The sequence below is a fragment of the Stenotrophomonas sp. SORGH_AS_0282 genome (assembly GCF_030818125.1).
In the GTDB taxonomy this organism is placed as follows: domain Bacteria; phylum Pseudomonadota; class Gammaproteobacteria; order Xanthomonadales; family Xanthomonadaceae; genus Stenotrophomonas; species Stenotrophomonas rhizophila_A.
Genome location: NZ_JAUTAB010000001.1, coordinates 2325885 through 2349834, shown reverse-complemented (window position 1 = coordinate 2349834; position 23950 = coordinate 2325885). Strand labels below are relative to the sequence as shown.

Sequence of the window (23950 nt, the reverse complement as noted above, 5' to 3'; positions counted from 1 at the left end):
TACGGTCACGGTAGGGTGTGCGACTCTCTTCCGTTCTGGTCGTTTCCCATGCCTGCCCCTGAGTTCGCGGACCTGCTGTCTCGACACATGCGGCGGATCCGGGCCAGTGCCGGTGGGGTGGCCGCCGAAATCGGCATCAGCCGCGAGGCGGTCAACAACTGGCGGGCCGGCACCTCGCGGCCCAGCCGCCGGCACCGCGACCGGGTACTGGCCTGCGCCAATTACCTGCGCCTGACCGAGACCGAATGCAATGCATTGCTGCAGTCGGTGGGGTTCGAGCCGGAATTCCCGGTGGAGCCGGTATCGGCACGGGAAGAGCACGCCGATCCCGCCGTTTCAGTGCCGCCCACCGTCACCCGGTTGTTCGACCGGCTGCAGATGCTGCGCCCGTATCCGGTGAGCCTGCTGTTGACCCAGGCCCATTGGGGGCAGCCCCCGGAGCGCGCGGCGATTCTCGCTGAAGCAGCCACACGCTATGGGCAGGAGCGCGTGCTGCACCTGCAGCCGCCGTTCCGCTCCGGCGAGGGCGACCAGGACTACTTTGCCTTGCTGGCCGCGCAGTGCGGGCTGGACGGCGTGGGCTCGGATGCCAGTTTCGAGATGGCGCTGGCGCGTCGGCTGCAGCAGCCCGGTGCGCTGTTCTGCCTGGTGAGCCGGTTCGAGCAGGGGGAGTCCGGGCCGCGCGACGTGCTGGCCGGCATCCTGCGCAGCCTCAGCGAAATGTACAGCGGCAAGCTGCACCTGCTGATCTGTGGCGGGGCCGCGCTGGCCGACCTGAAGTACCAGGGCGGCGATCTTTCGCTGCTCAACATCGCGGCCAGCGAGAGCTGGCCGGAGCTGGGAATCGAGGACATGCGGCGCAGTGCCCCTGGCATTGGCGATGACACGCTGTCGCGCGCGCTGCGGTTGTCCGGCGGGCATCCGCTGTTGGCGCAGGCGGCGTTGACGTTGCTCGTTGACACCACTCTCGACGATGAGGCGGTCACCGATACGCTGTCCAGCCATCCGCGCCTGTGGGAAGGGCTGGTACCGCTGTTGCGGGATGACGCGGCGCGTGCCGCCGTGCAGGGCTGGCTGGCACAGCCGGTGGTGGCGCCGGCGCGGCCGTACCTGGCCGATCCGCTGCTTCGCCATCTGTACTGGAACAACCTGCTGACCGCGCGCCCGCAACCGCAGGGGCACTGCCTGGAATGGCGCTGCGAGGCGATCCGCCGCGCCGTGCGGCAGGTGATCGATGGCATGCAGGTGCAGACCGCATGAGCAGGCCACCGCGCCGGCAGCCGGTACTGCGCTGGTGGTGGCTGCTGCTGGTGGCCGGCCTGACGTGGTTCGTCGGCAGCTACCTGTTCGTGCCCTGGCTCAACCCGGTGCAGCTGCTGCGCATGCAGCGCGACGGCGAAAGCATGATGCTCATGCAGCGGGCGAACATCGACATGATGTTCCTGCGCGAAGAGGCGTTGTCGTACTGGCTGCAGCATGAAACCTGGCCGCAGCAGGTGCACGTGCCGGGCGTGCATGATCCGGAAGAAACGCTGGTGGTTGCCGAACTGCCGCAGCCGTTCGTGCTGCGCCTGCGCTTCACCGACCGCTTCCCGGCCAACAGCGGACTGCGCGGTGCGGTGATCGAGCAGACGCTGGAGCCGCGCACCCAGTACTGGCGTTGCCGCCCTGGCGATCCTGCGCCACCGTCCCGCTGGCTACCGGCCAACTGCCGGGCGCAGGTACCGTGGGGCATCGTGCAGTGGCTGTCGGTGGTGCTGGGGCTGTCGGTGCTGGGCCTGGCCGGGCTTGGCATGCTCTGGTACTGGGTGCGACCGGCGGTGGCCGACATCGTGCGCGAGCCACAACGGCTGCTTGCCCAGCCGTTGCAGGCATTGCCCGCCATCGACCGCCAGCTGGGATGGCTGCGGCTCAAAGATCGGGTCCTCGCCGGTGCCGGGATCGCCACGGTGCGCTGGCGCGACGCGCTGCGCCACCTGCAGGCCACCCCAACCACACGCGCGTTGCAGCTGGCCGCGCGCATCGGTGCGATCGATGCGCCGGCAACGGGTTGGGCGCTCACCGGTCTGGTGCGCGAATGGACCCTGCCGGACAAGCTGCCGTTGGCCTTGGAACGGCTGTGGCTGTACCAGCCCGATCCGGCGTTGGCGGCCGATGCCATCGTGCAGCAGTTGCGCGCCATGCCCAACGGGCAGGACGTGGTGCTGGTGGTGAGCCCATCGCTGGCGGTCGAAGCCGAACTGGCTGCCTACGCCGAGGATCCGGCCAACCTGTGCGTGTGCCTTGGCCAGGCCGCCCAGACCCGCTGGCTGCTGCAGCCGGGCGCGCTGGACGCGTTGGTCGGGCTGCTGGCCCGGCAGCTCCGGGTGACCCGCATCTCGCCCTACCAGACCCACGGCGGCATCACCCGTCCGGCGGCCTTCTTTGGACGCGAGTCGCTGCTGGCGCGCGTGCTCAACCGCGAGCCCGGCAACTACCTGTTGGTGGGCGGTCGGCAGCTGGGCAAGACCAGTTTGATGAAGGCCATCGAGCGGCGCTTTGTCGGCCACCCGCGCGTGCACTGTGTGTACCTGTCGCTGCGCGATCATCGGCTGACAATGCGGCTGGCGCTGGAACTGGGCCTGGCCGAGGACACCGGGATCGATGCGCTGGTCGCCGAGTTGTCCGCGCGGGCAGCGGGGCGCGGCCTGCTGCTGCTGATCGACGAGACCGACCTGTTCCTGCGCGCGGAAGCGGCACAGGGCTACCCGCAGCTGGCGGCGCTGCGCGCGCTGAGCGAAGAGGGACGCTGCCACTTCATGCTGGCCGGGTTCTGGGACCTGTACGAAGCGGTCACCCTGGATTTTGCCTCGCCGCTGCGCAACTTCGGCGAGGTGATCCATATTGGCGGGCTGGAACAGGACGCCTGCGTGGCCTTGGCGACCGAACCGATGGCGCGCCTGGGCGTGCACTTCGCCAGCCCGGACCTGCCGCAGCGGCTGGTGGCGGCGTGCGGTCGCCGCGCCAACCTGGTCGCCATTGCCTGCCAGCAGCTGCTTGGCCAGCTGGACCGTGGCCAGCGCGTACTGGATGCAACGCAGGTACACGCGGCGCTGGTGAGCGAGCCGATGTTCGATGCATTGGCCGGCTGGGCGCGGCTGAGTCCCGATCCCCTGGCGTGCCGTATCGACCGCATCGTGGTGTACCAGGTCGCCGGTGCGCAGCTGGTCGGCAGCGGCGAGCGTGGCATCACCCTGGTGGAACTATTGGCTGCATTCGATGCGGCGGGTGCGCGGGTCGATCCGGAGCAGGTCCGCCACGCCCTGGCACGGTTGCAGCTGGCGTATGTGGTTCGCCGTGACGCCGATGGGTTGCCCTACGTGTTTGCGGTGCCGGTGTTCGTTACCCAGTTCCAGCGTGAAGAAGTGCAGGCACTGCTGCAGCGCGAACTGCAGGCGCTTGCGGCGGGCGCGGCGGTATGACTCCCGTATCAATATAACGAATGAGAGATTACGTCTCTTCGTGACGCATTTCCCTGTGTGTATCGACGCGATTCTGGGATAGTGGTGCGATGTTCGTGCGCCACGGCGGAGTTGATGCTGCATCCACAGGATTTGTCTTCGTCGCAAATCGGCGCCGTGCTGGCCCAGGCCTACGGCCTGCAGGTCAGCCACGTCATGCAGCGGCCGGCGGGTGCCGATGCGGGCGCCACGGTATACCAGGTGACCTCCGAAGACGGCACGCGCTGGTGGTTGAAGTGCCGCCGCTATGCCGTGGCCGATGCCGTGTGGGAGGTCATGCAGCATTTGCGCTGCGCGCTCGGCCTGGACGAGGTGGTGGACCCGCAGCCCGCGCTTGATGGTGCCCCGGCCACGTACGCCGAGGGCCTGCAGTGGACGCTGTTTGCCTATGTGGAGGGCGAGTCGGGGTTCGAAGTGGCCCTGTCGCAGGCGCAGTGGCACCGGCTGGGCCAGGTGTTGCGCCAGGTGCACGACACCGCGTTGCCGGCCCGGTTGGCATCCGGTCTTGCGCAACCGGGTTTCGACGATGACACGGCGGTGGAGCGGGTGGGGTCGTGGCTGCAGCGCGGTGATGAGCGTTGGCCCATTCCCGATGCCCTGGCGGAGGACTACCGGCGGGTCTGGCGGCAGCGGCAGGCGCGGGTGGCCGAGGTCTGGCAGCACTGCATGACGCTGCGTGAGCGCCTTGCCGGGCAGCGCTGGTCACGGGGGTTGTGCCATGGCGACCTGCACGCCGGCAACCTGTTGCTGCGCGCCGATGGCGGGCTGCACCTGATCGACTGGGACGACATGGTGCTGGCGCCACGCGAGCGCGACCTGATGTTCGTCGGCGCAGGCGTGGGCGGTCGCTGGGGACGCGATGATCCGCCGCGGTTCCGCGAAGGCTATGGCGCCGTGGCGTTGGATCCGGTCCGGCTGGCGTACTACCGCCACTGGCGGATCCTGCACGACCTGCAGGAGTTCCACGACCTGCTGCTGGAGCCGGGTGCGGCCTCGCGTCCGCCCAGCCAGCGCCGCCAGGCGTTGCGTTTCATGGAGGAGCAGTTCGCGCCGGGCAACGTGATCGATGCGGCTGCCCGCAGTTGGGCTGCCGTGGCGTAGCGCGGGGCGTCGACCGTGCTTACTCGCCCGGCTTGGCGCCGGCCGTGGCGGCTTCGGATGCCGCGCGCCGCACCAGTACCGCCTCGCGGTGCGCGATGTAGGCATTGGCGGCAAGAATGATGCCCGCCCCGATGACGGTCCAGCGGTCCAGCGTTTCATTGAACAGCAGCCAGCCCAGCAGGCTGACCAACGGCAGCTGCATGAAGCTGATCGGGGTCAGCGCCGAGACTTCGCCCAACCGCAACGCGCGGGTCCACAACAGCTGGCCCAACGTGCCCAGCACGCCGGTAGCGGCCAGCCAGGCCCACGCAACGCCGCTGGGCCAGACCCAGCCGAACAGGGCAGGCACCAGCGACAGCGGAACCCAGAACACGTAGGTGTAGAACACCACGGTATCGGCCCCGTCCACGCGGGTCAGCTGCTTGATCTGGATGGCAACCAGCGAACTGAGCACGGCGGCCAGCACCGCCACCAGCACGCCCGGGCTGAAGGTGGCGGCGCCGGGGCGAACGATGATCAGGACCCCGATGAAGCCACAGACCACGGCCGCCCAACGGCGCGCGCGTACCTTCTCGCCAAGGAACAGCACGGCTGCGATGGTGACGAACAAAGGCGTGGAGTACGACAGCGAGATCGCCTGCGACATCGGCAGGTGGCCGATGGCCCAGAACGCACAGAGCATCGAGGCCAGCCCGATCAGGCTGCGCACGAAATAGCGGGGCAACTGTGTCGTGTGGAACGGCGAGCTGCCCGGGCGCAACAGGAACGGCAGCAGCGCCAGCAGGCCGAACGCGTTGCGGAAGAACGCCACTTCCTGGGTGGGCACGTAGCGGGTGGCATAGCGGATCGCGACGGCCATCAACCCGAAGGCCAGGGTACTGCCCAGCATCAGCAGCGCCGCACGCATCGGTGTCGGCGCGGGGAGGGCAAGCTGGACGGTCACCACTGTGCGCCGATCAGGCGCGGCTCCGGTTCGATGGGAACGCCGAATTTCTCCAGCACCGAGGCGGAAATGCGCCGCGCCAGCGCGAGCAGTTCGGCACCGGTGGCGTTGCCGTGGTTGACCAGCACCAGGGCATGCTGGGGCGCCACGCCGGCATCGCCTTCGCGGAAGCCTTTCCAGCCGCAGGCTTCGATCATCCAGGCGGCCGAGAGCTTGCGTCGGTCGTCCTGCTCGGCCGGGTACACCGGCAGGCCGGGGAAGTGCTGCAGCAGCACCTCCACCTGTTCCAGCGGCAGTACCGGGTTCTTGAAGAAGCTGCCGGCATTGCCCAGCACATCCGGGTCGGGCAGCTTGCGACGGCGGATGGCGATCACCGCATTGGCCACGTCGGCGGCCACCGGCAGCTCCACGCCCATCGCCTGCATTTCCTCGGCAATGCCTGCATAGCCCAGGCGCAGGTCATGCAACAGGGGCAGGCGCAGTTCGATGGCGCTGATCAGGTAGCGGTCCGCATCGTGCTTGAAGACGCTGTCGCGGTAGCTGAAGGCGCACGCGTCGGCATCCAGCCGCACCCATTCGTTGTTCTGGCGGTCCCACGCTTCCACCGCCTGGATGAACTCATCAACCTGCACGCCATAGGCGCCGATGTTCTGGATCGGGGCCGCACCGGCCGTGCCGGGAATCAGCGCCAGGTTCTCCAGCCCGGACAGGCCGTTCTGCAGCGACCACATCACCAGCCCATGCCAGTTCACGCCGGCGCCGGCACGCACCACGGTGTGGTCGGCGCGGTGTTCCAGCACTTCGATGGAGCGGTTGGCGAATACCAGTACGGTGCCGGGCACGTCGTCGGCGATCAGCACGTTGCTGCCGCTGCCCAGTACCAGCAGCGGGTGCCCGGCGACCTGGGGCAGGGCCAGCACATCGGGCAGCAGGGCCGCGTCGTGCAGCTCCAGCAGCTGCTCGGCCACCGCGTCGACGTGGAAGGTGTTGAGGGCCTTCAGCGAGGCGTTTTCGGTCAGTGACCAGGCAGGCATTGCAGTACTCATAGGGGGGCCACCGCGCCACGGCTCGGTGCTTCGCGGCGTCGGCGGATCGCCTCCACGCAGTCGTGCACCAGCGCCGGGCCGCGGAAGATCAGGCCGCTGTAGCACTGCACCAGCGCGGCGCCAGCAGCCATCTTGGCCACGGCATCGGCACCGGACAGGATGCCGCCGACGCCGATCAACGGGGTGGATTCGGGCAGGCGCGCGCGCAGGCGGCGCAGCACCAGGGTGGACTGGCCCAGCAGCGGCGCGCCGGACAGGCCGCCGGCTTCGCTGGCATGCTGGTCGGCGGCAACCGAACTGCGGTCAATGGTGGTGTTGGTGGCGATCACTCCGTCCACCTTCAATTCGCCCAGCACGCGCGCTGCGGCATCGATGTCGCGGTCGCTCAGGTCCGGGGCGACCTTGACCAGCATCGGAACGCGCTTTCCATGCTTGGCCGCCAGCGCTTCCTGGCTTTCGCGCAGCTGCGAGACCAGCTGGCGCAGCGCGGTTTCTTCCTGCAGTTCACGCAGGCCGGCGGTGTTGGGCGAAGAGATGTTGACGGTGATGTAATCGGCCAGCGGGTACACCTTCTGCAGGCAGTGCTGGTAATCGTCGAACGCCTGCTCGTTGGGAGTGTCCTTGTTCTTGCCGATGTTGATGCCAAGCAGGCCGCTGCGGCGCTGCGCGCGTTCAACATTGCGCACCAGTGCATCCACGCCGAGGTTGTTGAAGCCCATGCGGTTGATGATCGCCTGGTGGGCGGGCAGCCGGAACAGGCGCGGCTTGGGATTGCCTTCCTGCGGTCGCGGCGTGATGGTGCCGATTTCCACGAACCCGAAGCCCAGCGCGAACAGCGCGTCGATGTGCTCGCCGTTCTTGTCCAGGCCGGCGCCCAGGCCGACCGGGTTGGGGAAGTTCAGCCCGAACACGTTGGTCGGCAACGGGGCCGGGCGGCGTGCCAGCAGCGGCGTGGTGCCGGTGCGGTAGGCGAGGTCCAGCGCACTCAGGCCCAGGCCATGGGCGCGTTCGGCGTCCAGGGAAAACAGGAAGGGTCGGGCAAGCGAGTACATGGCGTCCAGTCAGTCCAGCGTGCCGATGAAGGCACGGGTTTGGTATTCAAAAGCGATTTTGCCATCGACCGCGTGCGCATCGAACAGCTGCTGCAGCGCCTCCAGCATGGGGGCGTGGCGGGGGTGGCCCGGCGGCGGGGCATAGGACGACGACAGCAGGCGACCGCGCAGGCCGTCGGCATCCATGTACTGCGCGTTCGGGAAGCGGGCGGTGCCGCGCAGGCCCGCGCCGAACCACGCGCGCATGGCATCGTCGTCCTGGTAGCGCTCGGCCACCTGGGTGTAATCGGTGCCGAACTCCAGCAGCAGTTGTTCGTAACCGACCAGGAACGGCGAGGCGTCGAGCAGGCGCGAGTTCCAGAACACCAGCGCAAGGCCCTGCGGGTGCAGGATGCGCTTCCATTCCGTGCGCACTGCATCGGTGTCGAACCAGTGGAAGGCCTGCGCCGCTGCAACCAGGCCGACGCTGTCGTCGGCCAGCGTGGTGGCTTCGGCGGTGCCGTCCACCAGCTTCAGGCGCAGGTACTCGGCGGCCAGCAGCTTCTCGGCCGCCTCGCGCATCGGCGCATTGGGTTCCACCGCGATCACCGGATGTCCGGTGGCCAGGAACAGGCGTGTGGAGATGCCGGTGCCGGCGCCGATGTCGGCGACCAGGGTTTCGGTGGGCACGCCCATCTCGCCATGCACCCAGTCCAGCAGCGCCGGTGGGTAGTCGGGACGGTAGCGGACGTAATCCGCTACGCGGTTGCTGAAACGTCCGGTTGCGTCCGATCCGCTCATGGGCACCTCACGATTGCAGGGAAACGAACCAGGCCAGTCCGCCGAAGAACAGCACGATGGCCAGCAGCGCCAACAGGCTGCCGATCACCACCACCCAGCCCATGATCAGGCCGGCCAATGCCAGTCCATCGCCTTCCAGTTCCAGCGGGCGGCGGCGGATTTCGGCGCGGGCCATGTGCCCGGTGACGATGGCGACCACGCTGCCCAGGAAGGGAAGGGCGGTCCAGCCGAGGATGCCGGCGATCAGGCTGATCAGGGCCATGGCGCTGGTTTGGCGGGGCGGGAGGCTCATGCGGCTCCTGGGGGAAGGTGGGACAAGGGAATCATAGGGCCAGCGACGGGTTTATCCCATCAGGACCTGGCCGCCATCGACATTCAAGGTATGCCCGGTGATCCAGCGCGCCATCGGCGAGCACAGGAACAGGGCGGCATCGGCGATTTCCTGCGGCTGCCCGAAGCGCCCGAACGGGATCCTGGCCAGGGTGCCGTGGTAGAGGTCGGGGTCCTGCTCGCGCCGGCGTGCCCACAGCCCGTCCTCGAACTCGATCGAGCCCGGGGCAATGGCATTCACCCGGATCCGGTGCGGAGCCAGCGCCAGCGCCTGCGAGGTGGTGTAGTGCATCAGTGCGGCCTTGGCGGCGCCATACGGGGCGGCGCCGGGGCGCGGCTGCTGGGCGGCGATCGAGGCCAGGTTGAGGATGCAGGCCTCGGCCGACTGCTTCAGCCAGGGCAGGGCGAGGCGGGAGGCGCGCACCGCCGACATCAGGTCGACGCCGAGGCTGGCTTCCCAGCCGGCTTCATCGTCGGTCATGCCGTAGCCGGTGGCGTTGTTGATCAGCACATCGATACCGCCGAGGGCCTCGGCGGCACTGGCCAGCCAGTGCTCGATATCGGCCGGGCGCGAGAGATCGGCCACCGCGGTGTGCAGCGACAGTCCCTGGGCAGCGGCGTCATCGCGCAGTGCGGCCAGGCCGGGTTCGCCGCGGGCGCACACCGAGACACGGGCACCGGCAGCGGCAAAGGCCAGCGCCATCGCGCGGCCGATGCCTTTGCTGCCACCGGCCACCAGTACGCGGCGGCCGGTGTAATCCAGGCTGGGGCATTCAACCATCACAGGTCGAACTTGATGCCCTGGGCCAGCGGCAGCGAATCGGAGTAGTTGATGGTGTTGGTCTGGCGGCGCATGTAGACCTTCCATGCATCCGAACCGGACTCACGGCCACCGCCGGTATCCTTCTCGCCGCCGAACGCGCCGCCGATTTCCGCACCGGAGGTGCCGATGTTGACGTTGGCGATGCCGCAGTCCGAACCGGCTGCCGACAGGAAACGCTCGGCCACCTTCAGGTTCTGGGTGAAGATCGACGAAGACAGGCCCTGCGGCACGCCGTTCTGCATGTCGATGGCTTCGTCCAGGGTGCTGTACTTCATCACGTACAGGATCGGCGCGAAGGTTTCGTGCTGCACCACTTCGTCGCTGTTCTTCAGCCCGGTGACAATGGCCGGCAGCACGAAGTTGCCGGCGCGGTCGATGCGGGTACCGCCGGTTTCGATGGTGCCGCCGCTTGCCTTGGCCTTTTCGATCGAGGCCAGGAACTGCTGCACGGCGCTGTCGCTGTTGAGTGGGCCCATCAGGTTGGCCGCATCGGTTGGATCGCCGATCTTGCCCTCCACCTGCTTGTACGCCTTGACCAGCGTGGCCAGCACGTTGTCGTAGATCGATTCATGCACGATCAGGCGGCGCGTGGTGGTGCAGCGCTGGCCGGCAGTGCCGACCGCGCCGAACACGATGCCCGGGATGGCCAGCTTCAGGTCCGCGCTCTCATCCAGGATGATGGCGTTGTTGCCGCCCAGTTCCAGCAGGCAGCGGCCCAGGCGGTGGGCAACCTTTTCGGCGACCTGACGGCCGACCTGGGTCGAACCGGTGAAGCTGATCAGCGGCACGCGCTTGTCGGCCACCAGCTTCTGCGACAGCTCGGTGCCGGCGTCGTTGACCAGGAAGAAGATGTCCGGGAAGCCGGCGCCACGCAGTGCTTCGTTGCAGATGCGCATGGACGCGATGGCGGTCAGCGGCGTCTTGTTGGACGGCTTCCACAGGCACACATCACCGCAGATCGCGGCCAGGAACGAGTTCCATGCCCACACGGCGACCGGGAAGTTGAACGCGCTGATGATGCCGACCAGGCCCAGCGGCTGGTACTGCTCGTACATGCGGTGGCCGGGGCGCTCGGAATGCATGGTGTAGCCGTACAGCATGCGGCTCTGGCCCACGGCGAAGTCGGCGATGTCGATCATCTCCTGCACTTCACCGTCGCCTTCCGGCTTGCTCTTGCCCATTTCCAGCGCAACCAGCGAACCCAGCGCATCCTTGTTGGCGCGCAGTGCTTCGCCGCACAGTCGCACGGCTTCGCCACGACGCGGGGCCGGGGTCGTGCGCCACACCTTGAAGGCTTCCTGGGCACGGGCCACGATGGTTTCGTAGTCGGCGTCGGTGGTGGCGTGCACCTGGGCGATGGCCTCGCCGGTGGTCGGGTTGACCGAGGTGATCACGCCCGCGCTGGTGGCCGACGACCACTCGCCGTTGCCGAGGTAGGTGCCAGCGTTGGTCGCGTCGAGGCCGAGCGCCTTGAGCAGGTCAGAGGACATGCAAACTCCTGTTGCGGATCGAAAAGGGCGCAGCCGCTGGCAGGGTGGGGGGTGCGGCGTGCAGACCCGTCATTCTATCAGGAGCGCCCCGCCGGCATTGCCGCAGCGCCACACGGCGCCGCCCGCCCGGTCGCGGCGGCCGCTAGAATGGACACCATTGTTCGCCCCCCAGGAATCTGAATGAACGTTACCGTTGCAGAAGGCGTGGTCGTCGGGAACCGTCTCCCGTTCGTGCTGTTTGGCGGCCTGAATGTGCTCGAAGACCTCGATTCGACCCTGCACGCGGCCGAGCACTTCACCAAGGTCACGGCCAAGCTGGGCATCCCGTACGTGTTCAAGGCCTCGTTCGACAAGGCCAACCGCTCTTCGATCCATTCCTACCGTGGCGTGGGCCTGGACGAAGGGCTGCGCATCTTCGAGGAAGTGAAGCGTCAGCTCGGCGTGCCGGTGATCACCGACGTGCATGAAGTGGCCCAGGCCGCCCCGGTGGCCGAAGTGGTCGACGTGCTGCAGATTCCGGCGTTCCTGGCCCGCCAGACCGACCTGGTGGTGGCCATCGCCCAGACCGGCCGTGCCGTGAACATCAAGAAGCCGCAGTTCCTCAGCCCCACGCAGATCAAGCACATCGTGTCCAAGATCCGCGAAGCGGGCAACGAGAACATCATCCTGTGCGAACGCGGTTCGCAGTTCGGCTACGACAACCTGGTCGTGGACATGCTCGGCTTCCGCGAGATGATTGAATCCACCGGGGGCCTGCCGGCCATCTTCGATGTCACCCACAGCCTGCAGCGCCGCGATGCCGGCAGCGAAGCCTCCGGTGGCCGCCGCCGCCAGGTGGCCGAACTGGCCCGTTCGGGCATGGCGCTGGGCCTGGCCGGCCTGTTCCTGGAAGCGCACCGCGACCCGGACCATGCCCGTTGCGACGGCCCCAGCGCCCTGCCGCTGAGCGCGCTGGAACCGTTCCTGGCCCAGATCAAGGCCGTGGACGAGCTGGTCAAGGGCTTCGCGGAGCTGGAAATCCGCTGACCCGGGCGTACCCGTGCGGCGCCATCGGCCTTGGTCCTGTCGCTGAATACCGGTATCCTTCACCGCTGCATGCACGCAAGGTGCATGCAGCCTGCAGCGAGGCTGCACGCCTGGCCGGCACATGGCCCCGTAGCTCAGCTGGATAGAGCGTCCCCCTCCTAAGGGGAAGGTCGCCCGTTCGAATCGGGCCGGGGTCACCAAAATCAAAGGCTTACGGCAGTTGGTTTGGGCGAAGTGCTCTAGATAGCCATTCAATACTCACGGACTGGCACAGTTGGCACACGGAATCGAACCCGAATTGGGCGGCAATGCGGCGCCGCAAAATTCGAACCCCTAACGTAAGCAGCTACCACAAGGAAACTGTGATGGATAACGGTTCGAGCAACGAGCGAATCAAGCTTTTGAGGGACGAGGCGGAGGCCCATGCCTTGCGAAGGGACAACATCAGAGCGCTCCTGTCCAGTTTGGCTATTGCTGCTGGATTGACATTGGTGGTGATGGCCTCGTACGTGGGCGAATTGTTGGACGTAAAGGCTGGCTATTTGGTGATCCCCGCCGCGATGCTCGTTGGACTTGGTACCGCTGAGGTGATCAGCCTTTACCTAAAGGGGAGGCTTATTTTTGGCACGACGACTACCGTAACGTTCTCATCTTCTCAAGACCAAGTGCAGGGTGATGTTCTGGCGGTTCTAGAGAAACTGGAGGAAAGGCTCAAGATCTCAGGCAACCCTTCGTTCGAAGCCGCAGCTAATTTTGGGCGGGAGGAAGACGTACGCCTGATTGCGTCCAGAGAGGTTTTTACTGAAGCCAAGCGCAGGCTGTCGAAACAAGCCGAACTGCTTGAGCGGCGGGCGCGAGTCAACCTGGCGACGGGCAGTTCAACCACCTTGGTCGCTGTGGTCCTTCTTTTAGTTTTCGCGGTCTCTCCGATTCACTTGGTGGAACTTTCGTGGCAGATGCTCCTATCTTTGTACCTGCCAAAGCTGGGTGTAGTTATCATGCTTGAAGTGTTCGCGTTCTTCTTCCTCCGGATATACAAGGCTTCGCTTGAAGATTCTCGCGCGCTGAATAGGGATCTCGATATGTTGGCGCTGAAGGAGGTGGCTTTAATTACTTCCTGGGCGGAAGGTCCGGAATATCGGCTTGAAGCAGCGCGGATGCTCGCGACGACCGACGGGGCACAAGGCGCCTCGTTGCGAGATTCCAATAATCCTCTCGACCCCAAGGTAATCGCGGAACTCGCAGCAGCGATCGCCAAGATAGTTAGGGGCGGCTGATGCATGATCGCTAGTACTTCAAGCTGGCGACGGCCGATTCATCTCCTTCAGGAGAGAGGTGCGCGTGGTACTTGGTGATGGCGTAGTCCGCATGGCCCGCGAGCAACTGCACTCTGCCCAGCGGCACGCCTGCAATCACCACATGTGCGCAGAAGGTGTGTTGAAGTCGGTGGAGATGCCCGCCAATCCTCAGCTTGAACTGAGATTTTCCTGAACCAATCGGAGACGGTGTGCTTATGGACTGTTTCCAAGGGTTTAGCCAGATGTCGGAGCGCCCACCGAGCGTATCGGTTGAGCGGCACGCCCCGCCACTTGCCTGACTTGGTCCGTCCGCGCATATTTGGTCAGGGTCTCTCTCTACTAGCAGCTTGCCGCTGATTAGCGAGCCTTTTTGCAACCCGATCACTTCTCCCCGGCGTAGCCCAGTGTGAGCCATGAACAGCCATGGCGGAGGACGTGACGGTTGGCCCTGTACAGTCTACGCATAGCCTCCCGATCGTAAAATTTCACTGCGACGCTCCGCACGCCACGAGGTCCCTTGACCGAGGCAAGCGGATTGACGTCGAGCTCCTTCCATTTGACGCCGCGGTTGAAGGCTGCTTTCAACCGTCGTATCTCTTTTTCGACAGATTCTTTGGCCGCCTTGTGATAAACCAATCGCGATCGCTTGTACTCCTCTACCTCCACTGCGCGGATGCTGTCGATCAGCTTAGTCGTTGTTTTTGCCGATCTCCGCGACCTTGACATGGTAGGGGTCACAGCTTCGAACTCTGAGCCACGCACCAGCTGCATCCTGGGCGGGATTTTTTGCGCTACTCGCTGATCTCGCACTTCGCCTTAAACGCTTTCATGACAGCGCCATCCCCGAGTGGACCAGGTGACTGAGAACCGATGAGCAACAGCCCTTGCTCCGGAAAGAGGGAGAATAGCCAGGCGGCATTCGGGTACGTCACCAGGAACGAAACCTGCTTCTCAGTCTCAAGAATCCGAACGCCTTCATCAGTAAAGGGCGGTCCGCCGCCAGCTCCCTGTGAAATCAACGTCGCGTTACGCGCCCCACGTGTCCAAACCAGCGTATAGGTGCCACCGGTCATTGCGTCAGTACCGTCGATGACGCGACGAACGCCTAGCCCTTGCACAATGCCGAGAGTGTACCCCGCAGGCTCCTTGCAGGCGGCGGTCAGCGCCAAGCCAGCCGATGGCCAGGTTCCGGCTGCAAGTAGAACGATAAGCCTCAGACCACGCATGGTTTGGCGCCCCTATGAGCACGTCGGATGGATTTAGAAGGCAGGAGGATGATTCGCCGATCATATGTAGAGTAACGCTCCGCAATCGCGGCAAACAGTCGTTTTTCTCGGTGATTTGGAAAAGCTGTCTGCTTAGATTGCGGAGCGATAATTAGGTCTAAGTGATTGAAATACAAGCTTCTGACCTGGAGCTTCCCAAGCCAATGACCAGCCGCCTTTGTTGCAGTCCCTCCGCCCAGGTTTGGCACACCATTGGCGCAAGCTGTGGCAAAACCCTTAGCCCACATTGGCTGGTCGCCCCTCCTAAGGGGGAGGTCGCCCGTTCGAATCGGGCCGGGGTCACCATCACGTCCCGCAGGACGCTGTCTGCACGCTTCCCTCGCCGTCCATTGACGAACCACCTGTCAGGGTTGCTTCGACGCCACCGAAGGAACCCCCATGTCGACCTTGGACAACCGTCTCGAATTTCCGTGGCAACCAGTTGCTCAGGTTCCTGCGCCCGAGCCGTCTCCTGCTGCACCAGAGCCGCCGATGGAAGAGCCGCCTCTGCGCGAGCCGCCGGTCACCGAGCCACCCAGCGAAGCGCCGCCCGAAGGCGATCCTCCACCGGCGGAGCCGCCGCTGGAGGCACCGGTTCCGTCCCGCCAGGAATGACACGCTTGTCGCTGAAACGCCGCATTCAATGCGGCGTTTTTTTTTGTTGTGGCGAGGATCGGTTGCACGCCAACGTGATGGCGCTGTCTCGGTGCGAACACGTGCTGACGACGCCAGCTTTCCATGGCGCAGACAACACTTAACGCCGCATTGTCCAAGGGCGCAAAGGTCACGCCGACTTCATTGCAGTTGCGGAAAAGTGGACTCACCCCGACACGGGTCAACACGAAATTCTTTCAGGAGTAGAAATCAGTGAGCACCGAATCCAAGACCGCGCATACCCTCAACGACATCATCGAGATTGCCCGCGATGGCCAGGACTTCTACACCGAAGCGGCCGACAAGGTAAAAGATGCTGAGCTGTCCGCGCTGTTTACCAAGATTGCTGGCGTCAAGTCGCAGATTGTCACTTCGCTGAGCAGCACGGTTGCCGCCACCGGCGCCAAGCCGGCCGAGCATGGCACCGTGGTGGGCTCCATGCAGCAGTTCTACGGCAAGGTCCGCGCCACGCTGGGCGATACCCAGTACGGCTACGTTGCCGAGCTGGAGGAATCCGAAGACCGTCTGCTGAAGGCGTTCAAGGACACCCTGACCGACAGCGATACCCCGCCGGCCGCCCGCGCGGAAGTCAGTCGCCTGCTGCCGCTGGTCCAGGAAACCCACGACGTGATGCGTAACCGCAAGCACGCCATGAAGCACTAACGGGCCGCGGCGACCCCGGTCGCCCCTCCTGTCTGCAGACGCCCCGGTTCAGCCGGGGCGTCTGCGTATCAGCCGGTCAAGCGACTCCACACACCCGCGTACGGCCCCGTCGGATATGGTGCATACTCGATCACAGTTACCGGCGGGATTGCTCATGGAACACATGCGTTGGCTCACGCTTCGTCTTGGCAATAACCAGTCCATCGGTCCTGGCGTTCTCAAGGACCTGTGGTCCAACGCGTGCGAGACGAACCAGTCGTCGGTAACCCGCGATACGGACGGCCGCTCGACCGCCTATGCGCTGCATGCGCCCACTTCGCTGGCCTACCCGAAGCGGGCCGAGCTGCGCATGCGCGAGCTGCTGGAAAAGGCGGGTTACACCTTCACCATGGGCTCGCTTGCCGATCGCCCGGCACCACAGCCCGTGCGCTTCCGCTGAGGCGGGCTACCTTGCCTGGCGGGCGAGGGGCAGTACCCGGCGCATGATGCGCACCGGCACGCCCGTGCGATGTGTCTGCCGCTCCAGTGGCTCCCAGCCCAGCTGCGCATACAGGCCACCATCATCGTGCTCGGTCTGCAGGAACACTTCGCGCACGCCGTAGCCCTGCGCTTTCTGCATCAGTGCCGCGATCAGGTCGCTGGCGAGCGCATGGCCACGATGCGTCGGACACACGTAAACGCCACCCAGCCAGTGCAGCCGCTCAGGGCGTTCAGTGCGTTCATGGAACTTGAGCTGCGCGGCAGCAACGGGCACCTCGTTGTCCGTTGCCATCAGCAGCATGGGGAGCTCGTTGTCGTGCAGGAACACTTCCAGCCGCTGCTGTTCGTCTTCCAGCGTCCAACCGGGCACGCGGTGGCCCCAGGTGTCGAAATACCAGCGTGCAACAACGGGCAACAGGTGCGGTGCATGGCTCAGGGTCAGAAACGGCATCGGGTACTCCCTGTACGGCGCGACGGTACTTCCCATGACTACGCCCCCGTTATACCACTGGGGTATTGGCCCCTTGCCGTGACGCATTGCAGGTTTTGACAACCGCGCGCAGACTTGGATCTTCGGTCAGGCCTGCGCTCACGATGTCTTCACCCGCGTTCAACCTTCGCCGCTATGGCCGCTCGTCCAGCGTGGACCATCACGCGTTCGCGCAGTGGGTGGTGCCGGTGCGGGGTGAATTGGCGTTCGAGCTGGAAGGACATGGCGCACGCTTGGACCCCCTGCAGGGTGCCTTCGTGGCGCCCATGGCCGGGCATGCCCAGGCCGCCAGTGATGACGACCGCTTCCTGATCGTGGACTGCCCGGCGGAGATGTTCGACGACGACACGCTCGAACGCCTGCATCGCCAGCCCGTGCTGGCCCTGCCAGTGCAGGTGCGCGCGATGGCGCAGCGGGTGGCGGACGGCGCACACGAACGGGTCAACGACGACACGGTCCGATGCGAATTGCCCGGACTGCTGCAGGCGTTTTCGCTGGCCGGCAGTGCAACACGGCTGCAGGCGGTCTGTGCGCGCATGGAACGCGCACCCGGACAGGCGTGGCCGGTGGAGCGCATCGCCAGTGAGGTCGGGGTCAGCAGCAGCCGGTTGCATGCCGTGTTCCGCCAGGCCTTCGGGCTCAGCCCACAGGCCTGGTTGAGCGCCAGCCGATTGCGTTGGGCGCGCGGGCAGCTGGCTGCGAGTGATGCGTCCATTGCCGACATCGCCCAGCACGCCGGTTATTCCGAGCAGAGCGCATTGACCCGCGCACTGCGCCGGGAGTGGGGCATGACCCCGGCCGATTACCGCCGTCGCTTCCGGCACTCGCAGTAGTCTGGGTCAAGATGGTCCGCCGCGTGGCACCTACACTGGCGCGGTCTCTTTACTGCCGGGCGCATGGCTGCTGATGAATCGTTCGATGGGTGTGGGTATCGCCAATGGCGTCGCTGCCGGGGCGCTGTGGGGCGTGGTGTTCCTGGCGCCGGCGGTGCTCAGCCATTTCAGCGCCGTGCAGCTGTCGGCCGGGCGCTATCTGGTCTATGGACTGATTGCCGTGGTGCTGCTGGCGCCCCGCTGGCGTGAGCTGCGCGAGCGGATCGGCATGGCCGAATGGCGTGGTCTCATGTGGCTGAGCCTTGCCGGGAACCTGGTGTACTTCGTGCTGCTGGCCCATGCGGTGCAGTGGGCGGGCGGGGCGGCGGCGTCGCTGATCGTTGGGCTGATTCCCGTAGTGGTGACGGTGGCGGGCGTGCGCGAGCAGGGCGCAGTGCCGTTGCGCCAGCTTGCGCCCGCACTGACGCTGTGCCTGTTCGGGGTAGGCCTGGTGGGCTATGAGGCGCTGCAGTCCGAGCATGCGCAGGGCTCGGCCAACCAGCGCCTGCTCGGCCTGCTGTGCGCGTTTGGTGCGCTGTTTTCGTGGGCGCTGTACTCCATCGGCAACAGCCGCTGGCTGGCGCGGCGCCCGGACATTTCCGGCCACGACTGGTCCTTGTTGACCGGCGTGGCCACCGGTGCGCTGGCGCTGCTGCTGGTGCCCAGCGCGTTTGTCCTCCCAGGCCCCGCGCACGCGCCAGTCGACTGGATGTGGTTCTGGGTCATCAGCGCGGGGGTGGCCGTGGTTGCCTCGGTGTTCGGCAACGCCTGTTGGAACCGGGCCAGCCGCAACCTGCCGCTGACCCTGACCGGGCAGATGATCGTGTTCGAGACCCTGTTCGCGCTGCTGTATGGATTCGGCTGGCAGCGGCGCTGGCCGACCCTGATGGAATCACTCGCGATTGTCTGCCTGGTCTCCGGGGTGCTGTTGTGCGCGCATGCACACCGGCCGCCACGCGCGGTGGCCGAGCACGCCGGCTGATTCCGTTGCGCGGCCTGGATGGTCACATTCGCAACTTTTTGGCCGACGATGCCTGCTGTTCGTCGCGTTTGACTTTTTGCGGTGCAACACTTGACAAGCACCCGGTCGGCGTAGTTTTCTTGGTCCATGGTCATTACCGCCGCCACCGTCACGCTTCGCTCCACCGCCCTCACCGGCGGCATGCGCAGCGTTGCCCTGGCCACCGGTACCGCCACCATTACCACCGTCACCACTCGCCTGGTGCGGCCCGTCGTCTTCGCGTAATTTCCGAAAACAACGGCCCCGCACCAGATCAGGTTGCGGGGGATCTCCTTCAGCCTGAATGACGCGGGGCCTCGAATCGAGGTCAGCATGTCTTCTGTCGCCGCTTCACCCGATGCCCCTGCATCGCCTGCCTCCTCCGCGCCGCTGCGCGCGGCCACCTCGACGGTCGTGCACAAGTTCGGAGGCACCTCCGTGGCTGACGCCGACCGCTATCGCCACGTGGCCCAGCTGCTGCTGGCCCGTGACGAAGCGGTGCAGGTCACCGTGGTATCGGCGATGAAGGGCGTGACCGATGCGCTGATCGCGCTGGCCGGTGCCGCTGCCGACAACGCGCCGCAGTGGCGCGACGACTGGCATGCACTGCGCGCCCGCCATCGCGGTGCCGCCGTTGCGCTGCTGGGCGAGCATGCAGGCGACACGGTGGAATGGCTGGATGCGCGCTTCGACCATCTGGCCGAGGTGCTGGGCGCGCTGGCAGTGATCGGTGAGCTGCCCAGCGAGGTACTGGACCGCGTGCAGGGCCTGGGTGAGGTGTATTCGGCGCATCTGCTGGGCCACTACCTGCGCAGCATCGGCGAGGACTGCGCCGTGCTGGATGCGCGCGAGGTGCTGGTGGTGGACCGTGGCGAACTGGGCGTGGACGTGGACTGGGTGCAGAGCGCGCAGCGTCTGGCGGTGTGGCGTGACGCGCATCCGGCGGCGCGCGTGGTGGCCACCGGGTTCGTGGCCCGCGACCGCCGTGACCGGGTCACCACCCTGGGGCGCAACGGTAGTGACTACTCCGGTGCGATCTTTGCCGCGCTGTTCAACGCCGATGAGCTGCATATCTGGACCGATGTGGACGGGGTGCTTTCGGCCGACCCGCGGGTGGTGCCCGAAGCCGTGCAGCTGGAAGCGCTGAGCTACGACGAGGCCTGCGAACTGGCGTATTTCGGTGCGAAGGTGGTGCACCCGCAGACCATGTCACCCGCCATCGAGCGCGGCCTGCCGATCATCATCCGCAATACCTTCCATCCGGACCATCCCGGTACCCGGATCACCGCCGAACGCACCAGCTCCGGCCCGATCAAGGGGCTCACCCTGAGCCCGGAGCTGGCGCTGCTCAACCTGGAAGGCACCGGCCTCATCGGCGTGCCCGGCACGGCCGAGCGCGTGTTCGCCGCGCTGCGCAACGCGCACGTGTCGGTGGTGATGATCTCGCAGGGCTCGTCGGAACATTCGATCTGCTGCGTGGTGCGCCAGGCCGAAGCGCAGCGGGCGCGCGATGCGCTGCTGCAGGCGTTCGCGCACGAACTCAGCCTGGGCCAGGTGCAGCGCGTGCAGCTCACCGACAATGTCAGCGTGCTGGCGGCGGTGGGCGATGGCATGGCCGGGCAGCCAGGCGTGGCCGCGCGCCTGTTCGAATCGCTGGGACGTGCGCAGGTGAACATCCTCGCCATCGCGCAGGGCTCCTCCGAACGCAACATCTCGGTGGCGGTGGACAGCCGCCACGCGACCAAGGCGCTGCGCGCGGCGCACGCCGGGTTCTGGCTGTCGCCGCAGACCTTCTCGGTCGGCGTGATTGGCCCTGGCAACGTGGGCGCGGCGTTGCTTGACCAGTTGCTGGTCGCGCAGCCCACCCTGCTGACGCGCGCCAACGTGGACCTTCGCGTGCGAGCGGTGGCATCGCGCAGCCGCATGCATCTGGATGCGCGGGGCGTGCAGGGCGACTGGCGCGCTGCGCTCGCCGGGCAGGCCCAGGCGACAGACCTGGACCAGTTCACCGAGCACCTGCTGTCGGCGCACCTGCCGCACGCCTTGATCGTCGACTGCAGCGGCAGTGCCGATGTCGCCGACCGCTATGCCGGCTGGCTGGCGGCCGGCATCCATGTGGTCACTCCCAACAAGCAGGCCGGCGCCGGTCCGTTGCAGCGCTACCACGCCATCCGCGAGGCTGCCGCTGCCACCGGCGCGCGGTTCCGCTACGAAGCGACGGTCGGCGCGGGGCTGCCGGTGATCACCACGTTGCGCGACCTGGTCGATACCGGTGATGAAGTGCTGGCTGTCGATGGCATCTTCTCCGGCACGCTGGCCTGGCTGTTCAACAAGTACGACGGCCAGGTGCCGTTCTCCGAACTGGTCGCGCAGGCGCGCGGCATGGGCTACACCGAACCGGACCCGCGCGACGATCTGTCCGGCGTGGATGTGGCGCGCAAACTGGTCATCCTCGCGCGTGAGGCCGGCCGTGAACTGAGCCTGGAACAGGTCAGCGTGGAAAGCCTGGTGCCGGAGGCCCTGCGCCAGGCCAGCGTGGACGACTTCATGCGCGGGCTGGCATCGGTGGACGGCGTGTTCGCCGAACGGCTGGAGCAGGCGCGTGCACGCGGTGCGGTGCTGCGTTACGTGGCGCGGCTGTCAGCGGATGCGGCGCAGGTGGGGCTGGTGGAGCTGCCGGTTGGCCATGCGTTTGCCAACCTGCGCCTGACCGACAATGTGGTGCAGTTCACCACGCGTCGCTACTGCGAGAACCCGCTGGTGGTGCAGGGCCCCGGTGCGGGTCCGGAAGTGACCGCTGCGGGCGTGTTTGCCGATGTGCTGCGGGTCGCTGCGGGTGAAGGAGCGCGCCTGTGAATGCAGACGACGTGCTGGAGGCGCGCGCGTTCTCACCGGCATCGGTGGGCAATGTCGCGGTGGGGTTCGACATCCTTGGCCATGTCATCGCGGGCGTGGGCGACACCGTGACCGTGCGCCGCACTGACGCGCCGGGCGTGCGGATCCTGGCGATCCGCGGCACCACGGTGGATCTGCCGTTGGTGGCGGCCGACAACACGGCAGGGGCGGCGCTGCTGGCGATGATCGACGCGCTTGCGTTGCCGTTCGGCTTTGAACTGGAGATCGACAAGGGCATCGCGCTGGGCTCGGGCATGGGCGGCTCGGCGGCGTCGTGCGTGGCCGCGCTGGTGGCGGCCAATGCGCTGCTGGATACGCCGCTGTCGCGCGAGGCGTTGTATCCGTTCGCGCTGAGCGGTGAGGCGGTGGCCAGTGGCGGCCGGCATGGCGACAACCTCGGACCAATGCTGCTGGGCGGGTTGGTGCTCAGCACGGCGGACCGGCTGGTGAGCATCCCGGTGCCCGCCGGGTGGTACAGCCTGCTGGTGCATCCAGACGCCGTCCTGGAAACCCGTCGTGCGCGCGCGGCGCTGCAGGGCAGCTACCTCCTTTCCGAATTCGTCACGCAAAGCGCGAACCTGGCGCTGGTGTTGAGCGGCTGCTTCCGCGGAGATGCCGAGCTGGTGCGCGCCGGCCTGCGCGACGTGCTGGTGGAACCGCGTCGCGCCGGCCTCATCGAGGGCTTTGCCGCGGCGCGCGACGCTGCGTTGGCGGCCGGTGCACTGGGCGCCAGCATTTCGGGGGCCGGCCCCAGCGTGTTCGCGTGGTTTGACAGCCAAGCGGCGGCGCAGGCCGCGCAACACGCCGTGCAGGCCGCTTTTGCCGTTGCTGGTTTCGACAGCCAGGGCTGGGTATCGCCGTTGAATGCGCCCGGGGCATGCCTGCTGTGAGCGCGCTTTCCACTCTTCTGCCAGGATCTTCCATGCAATTCGTTTCGACCCGTCACGCCGCCCCTGCAGCCACCCTGAGTGCGGCCATCGCCGCCGGCCTGGCCCCCGATGGCGGGCTGTATGTTCCGCAGCAGCGACCCCAGCCGCAGCGCTGGCAGGCGCAGGGCAGCCTGGCGCGCAACGCCGAAGTGGTGCTTGCGCCGTTCTTCGCCGGCGACGCGCTCGCGCCCCACCTGGCCACGTTGTGCGCGGAGGCCTTCAACTTCCCGGCACCGCTGCGTGCGCTGGCCACCTCGGGCGACCACGTCTTGGAGCTGTTCCATGGGCCGACCGCCGCGTTCAAGGATTTCGGCGCGCGTTTCCTTGCGGCCAGCCTGGCCCAGCTCCAGCGTGACCGTGCCCGCCCGCTGACCATCGTGGTGGCCACCTCGGGCGACACCGGCGCGGCCGTCGCGGCCGCGTTCCATCGCCAGCCGGGCATCCGCGTGGTGGTGCTGTATCCCGATGGCCGGGTATCGCCGCGCCAGGCGCACCAGCTGGGCTGCTTCGGCGACAACATCCACGCGCTGCGCGTGGCCGGTTCGTTCGACGACTGCCAGGCGATGGTGAAGCAGGCCCTGAGCGACCGCGAGCTGCAGGCAGAGGTTCCCGTGAGCTCGGCCAACAGCATCAGCCTCGGCCGATGGCTGCCGCAGATGAGCTACTACGCCGACGCGGCGCTGACCCACCATGAGGCGACCGGCGAGGTACTGAACCTGGTGGTGCCAACCGGCAACCTCGGCAACGCGATGGCAGCGGTACTTGCCCGCGCGATGGGCCTGCCGCTGGGGCAGATCGCACTGGCCACCAATGCCAACGACGTGCTGCCGCGCTTTTTCCACGGCGGTGGATACCGGCCGTTGCACAGCGTAGCCACCCTGGCCAACGCGATGGACGTCGGCGCGCCCAGCAACTTCGAGCGGCTGCGCTGGCTGTATGAAGAAGACGACGATGCACTGCGCGCGGCGTTCCGCGTCGAGGCGGTTGACGATGCGGCGATCCGCGAACTGATCGCCCGGCGCCATGCGGCAGCCGGCGAGGTCTTCTGCCCGCATACCGCCACGGCGGTGAAGCTGCTGGAACAACTGCGCGCCGAAGGCGTGCAGGGCCATTGGGCAGTCGCCGCAACCGCACATCCAGCCAAATTCGAATCGGTGGTGGAACCGCTGATCGGTCGCCCCATCGAGGTGCCGCCAGCACTGTCGGCGCTGCTGGAACGCCCCGCGCACGCCGAACCCTGCCCACCGCATTACGCGGCGCTGCGCGAATTCCTGCTGTCCTGATGTATCCAGATCCCAACCCAGGACGTAGCA

22 protein-coding genes and 1 tRNA gene are annotated in these 23950 nt (G+C 66.6%); 15 read left to right on the top strand and 8 right to left on the bottom strand.

Features of this window, described 5'->3' with window-relative positions; all coding sequences use genetic code 11:
• Positions 1–48: 48 nt before the first annotated feature.
• The 3 genes from QE395_RS10400 to QE395_RS10390 all read left to right on the top strand — a co-directional run bounded on the left by QE395_RS10400 (position 49) and on the right by QE395_RS10390 (position 4601).
• The gene (locus tag QE395_RS10400) at positions 49–1260 is read left to right on the top strand and encodes a helix-turn-helix transcriptional regulator (RefSeq protein ID WP_306988935.1); all 1212 of its coding nucleotides are present in this window, start codon (positions 49–51) and stop codon (positions 1258–1260) included.
• On the top strand, positions 1257–3461 hold the full coding sequence (locus QE395_RS10395) for a hypothetical protein (protein WP_306988933.1): 2205 nt from the start codon (positions 1257–1259) through the stop codon (positions 3459–3461). The genes QE395_RS10400 and QE395_RS10395 overlap by 4 nt, the downstream gene beginning before the upstream one ends.
• A gap of 132 nt (positions 3462–3593) precedes the next feature.
• Positions 3594–4601, top strand: a complete 1008-nt coding sequence (locus QE395_RS10390) for an aminoglycoside phosphotransferase family protein (RefSeq protein ID WP_306988931.1) — start codon at positions 3594–3596, stop codon at positions 4599–4601.
• 19 nt (positions 4602–4620) lie between these two features.
• On the opposite strand, the gene QE395_RS10385 is transcribed toward QE395_RS10390, so the two are convergent.
• The 7 genes from QE395_RS10385 to QE395_RS10355 are packed head-to-tail and all read right to left on the bottom strand — an operon-like array spanning position 4621 to position 11065.
• On the bottom strand, positions 4621–5508 hold the full coding sequence (locus QE395_RS10385) for a DMT family transporter (protein ID WP_306990474.1): 888 nt from the start codon (positions 5506–5508) through the stop codon (positions 4621–4623).
• A 32-nt stretch (positions 5509–5540) separates the two neighbouring features.
• Entirely contained in the window at positions 5541–6590 is a 1050-nt protein-coding gene (murB, locus tag QE395_RS10380) for a UDP-N-acetylmuramate dehydrogenase (protein ID WP_306988929.1), read from the bottom strand.
• Positions 6587–7642 carry a quinone-dependent dihydroorotate dehydrogenase gene (locus QE395_RS10375; RefSeq protein WP_068851370.1) on the bottom strand — a complete coding sequence of 352 codons (1056 nt, stop codon included), beginning with the start codon at positions 7640–7642 and terminating at the stop codon, positions 6587–6589. Before QE395_RS10375 ends, murB begins: the two co-directional genes overlap by 4 nt.
• A 9-nt stretch (positions 7643–7651) precedes the next feature.
• Entirely contained in the window at positions 7652–8422 is a 771-nt protein-coding gene (locus QE395_RS10370) for a class I SAM-dependent methyltransferase (RefSeq protein ID WP_306988927.1), read from the bottom strand.
• A gap of 7 nt (positions 8423–8429) precedes the next feature.
• A complete protein-coding gene (locus tag QE395_RS10365) occupies positions 8430–8714 on the bottom strand; it encodes a DUF4190 domain-containing protein (protein ID WP_068851376.1) in 285 nt (94 codons plus the stop codon).
• A gap of 51 nt (positions 8715–8765) precedes the next feature.
• Positions 8766–9533, bottom strand: coding sequence for an SDR family oxidoreductase (locus QE395_RS10360; RefSeq protein WP_306988924.1), 768 nt, complete (start codon positions 9531–9533; stop codon positions 8766–8768).
• Entirely contained in the window at positions 9533–11065 is a 1533-nt protein-coding gene (locus QE395_RS10355; protein ID WP_095364601.1) for an aldehyde dehydrogenase family protein, read from the bottom strand. Before QE395_RS10355 ends, QE395_RS10360 begins: the two co-directional genes overlap by 1 nt.
• Before the next feature lie 180 nt (positions 11066–11245).
• Here QE395_RS10355 and kdsA point away from each other — a divergent pair, with 180 nt between their 5' ends.
• The 6 genes from kdsA to QE395_RS10325 all read left to right on the top strand — a co-directional run bounded on the left by kdsA (position 11246) and on the right by QE395_RS10325 (position 16410).
• Positions 11246–12091 (top strand): 3-deoxy-8-phosphooctulonate synthase, encoded by an 846-nt coding sequence (gene kdsA / locus QE395_RS10350; protein WP_184123810.1) that lies wholly within the window; start codon positions 11246–11248, stop codon positions 12089–12091.
• A gap of 123 nt (positions 12092–12214) precedes the next feature.
• Positions 12215–12291, top strand: a tRNA-Arg gene (locus QE395_RS10345).
• A gap of 165 nt (positions 12292–12456) precedes the next feature.
• Positions 12457–13368: a hypothetical protein gene (locus QE395_RS10340; protein WP_306988922.1), complete on the top strand. Its 912-nt coding sequence runs from the start codon at positions 12457–12459 to the stop codon at positions 13366–13368.
• Positions 13369–15146: 1778 nt separating this feature from the next.
• A complete protein-coding gene (locus QE395_RS10335; protein ID WP_255220500.1) occupies positions 15147–15269 on the top strand; it encodes a hypothetical protein in 123 nt (40 codons plus the stop codon).
• A gap of 252 nt (positions 15270–15521) precedes the next feature.
• The gene (locus QE395_RS10330) at positions 15522–15971 is read left to right on the top strand and encodes a PA2169 family four-helix-bundle protein (protein WP_093534455.1); all 450 of its coding nucleotides are present in this window, start codon (positions 15522–15524) and stop codon (positions 15969–15971) included.
• 154 nt (positions 15972–16125) lie between these two features.
• The gene (locus QE395_RS10325) at positions 16126–16410 is read left to right on the top strand and encodes a hypothetical protein (protein WP_068851393.1); all 285 of its coding nucleotides are present in this window, start codon (positions 16126–16128) and stop codon (positions 16408–16410) included.
• A gap of 6 nt (positions 16411–16416) precedes the next feature.
• Here QE395_RS10325 and QE395_RS10320 read toward each other — a convergent pair whose 3' ends face one another.
• Positions 16417–16902: a GNAT family N-acetyltransferase gene (locus QE395_RS10320; RefSeq protein WP_306988919.1), complete on the bottom strand. Its 486-nt coding sequence runs from the start codon at positions 16900–16902 to the stop codon at positions 16417–16419.
• Between the two features lie 143 nt (positions 16903–17045).
• Here QE395_RS10320 and QE395_RS10315 point away from each other — a divergent pair, with 143 nt between their 5' ends.
• The 6 genes from QE395_RS10315 (at position 17046) to thrC (ending at position 23920) form a co-directional block, all read left to right on the top strand.
• Positions 17046–17774, top strand: coding sequence for an AraC family transcriptional regulator (locus QE395_RS10315; RefSeq protein ID WP_306988917.1), 729 nt, complete (start codon positions 17046–17048; stop codon positions 17772–17774).
• A 73-nt stretch (positions 17775–17847) separates the two neighbouring features.
• Positions 17848–18795, top strand: coding sequence for a DMT family transporter (locus QE395_RS10310; RefSeq protein WP_306988915.1), 948 nt, complete (start codon positions 17848–17850; stop codon positions 18793–18795).
• A 126-nt stretch (positions 18796–18921) separates the two neighbouring features.
• A complete protein-coding gene (locus QE395_RS10305; protein WP_306988913.1) occupies positions 18922–19059 on the top strand; it encodes a hypothetical protein in 138 nt (45 codons plus the stop codon).
• A gap of 87 nt (positions 19060–19146) precedes the next feature.
• Positions 19147–21669, top strand: coding sequence for a bifunctional aspartate kinase/homoserine dehydrogenase I (gene thrA, locus QE395_RS10300; protein ID WP_306988911.1), 2523 nt, complete (start codon positions 19147–19149; stop codon positions 21667–21669).
• A gap of 14 nt (positions 21670–21683) precedes the next feature.
• Entirely contained in the window at positions 21684–22598 is a 915-nt protein-coding gene (locus QE395_RS10295) for a homoserine kinase (RefSeq protein WP_306990472.1), read from the top strand.
• Positions 22599–22630: 32 nt separating this feature from the next.
• On the top strand, positions 22631–23920 hold the full coding sequence (thrC, locus tag QE395_RS10290; protein ID WP_306988909.1) for a threonine synthase: 1290 nt from the start codon (positions 22631–22633) through the stop codon (positions 23918–23920).
• The last annotated feature ends 30 nt before the right edge of the window (positions 23921–23950 follow it).

Coding starts and splice junctions, on each gene's coding strand:
- QE395_RS10400 (WP_306988935.1), top strand. CDS start 49: ATGCCTGCCCCTGAGTTCGCGGACCTGCTGTCTCGACACATGCGGCGG.
- QE395_RS10395 (WP_306988933.1), top strand. CDS start 1,257: ATGAGCAGGCCACCGCGCCGGCAGCCGGTACTGCGCTGGTGGTGGCTG.
- QE395_RS10385 (WP_306990474.1), bottom strand. CDS start 5,508: ATGCGTGCGGCGCTGCTGATGCTGGGCAGTACCCTGGCCTTCGGGTTG.
- murB (WP_306988929.1), bottom strand. CDS start 6,590: ATGAGTACTGCAATGCCTGCCTGGTCACTGACCGAAAACGCCTCGCTG.
- QE395_RS10375 (WP_068851370.1), bottom strand. CDS start 7,642: ATGTACTCGCTTGCCCGACCCTTCCTGTTTTCCCTGGACGCCGAACGC.
- QE395_RS10370 (WP_306988927.1), bottom strand. CDS start 8,422: ATGAGCGGATCGGACGCAACCGGACGTTTCAGCAACCGCGTAGCGGAT.
- QE395_RS10365 (WP_068851376.1), bottom strand. CDS start 8,714: ATGAGCCTCCCGCCCCGCCAAACCAGCGCCATGGCCCTGATCAGCCTG.
- QE395_RS10360 (WP_306988924.1), bottom strand. CDS start 9,533: ATGGTTGAATGCCCCAGCCTGGATTACACCGGCCGCCGCGTACTGGTG.
- QE395_RS10355 (WP_095364601.1), bottom strand. CDS start 11,065: ATGTCCTCTGACCTGCTCAAGGCGCTCGGCCTCGACGCGACCAACGCT.
- kdsA (WP_184123810.1), top strand. CDS start 11,246: ATGAACGTTACCGTTGCAGAAGGCGTGGTCGTCGGGAACCGTCTCCCG.
- QE395_RS10340 (WP_306988922.1), top strand. CDS start 12,457: ATGGATAACGGTTCGAGCAACGAGCGAATCAAGCTTTTGAGGGACGAG.
- QE395_RS10335 (WP_255220500.1), top strand. CDS start 15,147: ATGGAAGAGCCGCCTCTGCGCGAGCCGCCGGTCACCGAGCCACCCAGC.
- QE395_RS10325 (WP_068851393.1), top strand. CDS start 16,126: ATGGAACACATGCGTTGGCTCACGCTTCGTCTTGGCAATAACCAGTCC.
- QE395_RS10320 (WP_306988919.1), bottom strand. CDS start 16,902: ATGCCGTTTCTGACCCTGAGCCATGCACCGCACCTGTTGCCCGTTGTT.
- QE395_RS10315 (WP_306988917.1), top strand. CDS start 17,046: ATGTCTTCACCCGCGTTCAACCTTCGCCGCTATGGCCGCTCGTCCAGC.
- QE395_RS10310 (WP_306988915.1), top strand. CDS start 17,848: ATGAATCGTTCGATGGGTGTGGGTATCGCCAATGGCGTCGCTGCCGGG.
- QE395_RS10305 (WP_306988913.1), top strand. CDS start 18,922: ATGGTCATTACCGCCGCCACCGTCACGCTTCGCTCCACCGCCCTCACC.
- thrA (WP_306988911.1), top strand. CDS start 19,147: ATGTCTTCTGTCGCCGCTTCACCCGATGCCCCTGCATCGCCTGCCTCC.
- thrC (WP_306988909.1), top strand. CDS start 22,631: ATGCAATTCGTTTCGACCCGTCACGCCGCCCCTGCAGCCACCCTGAGT.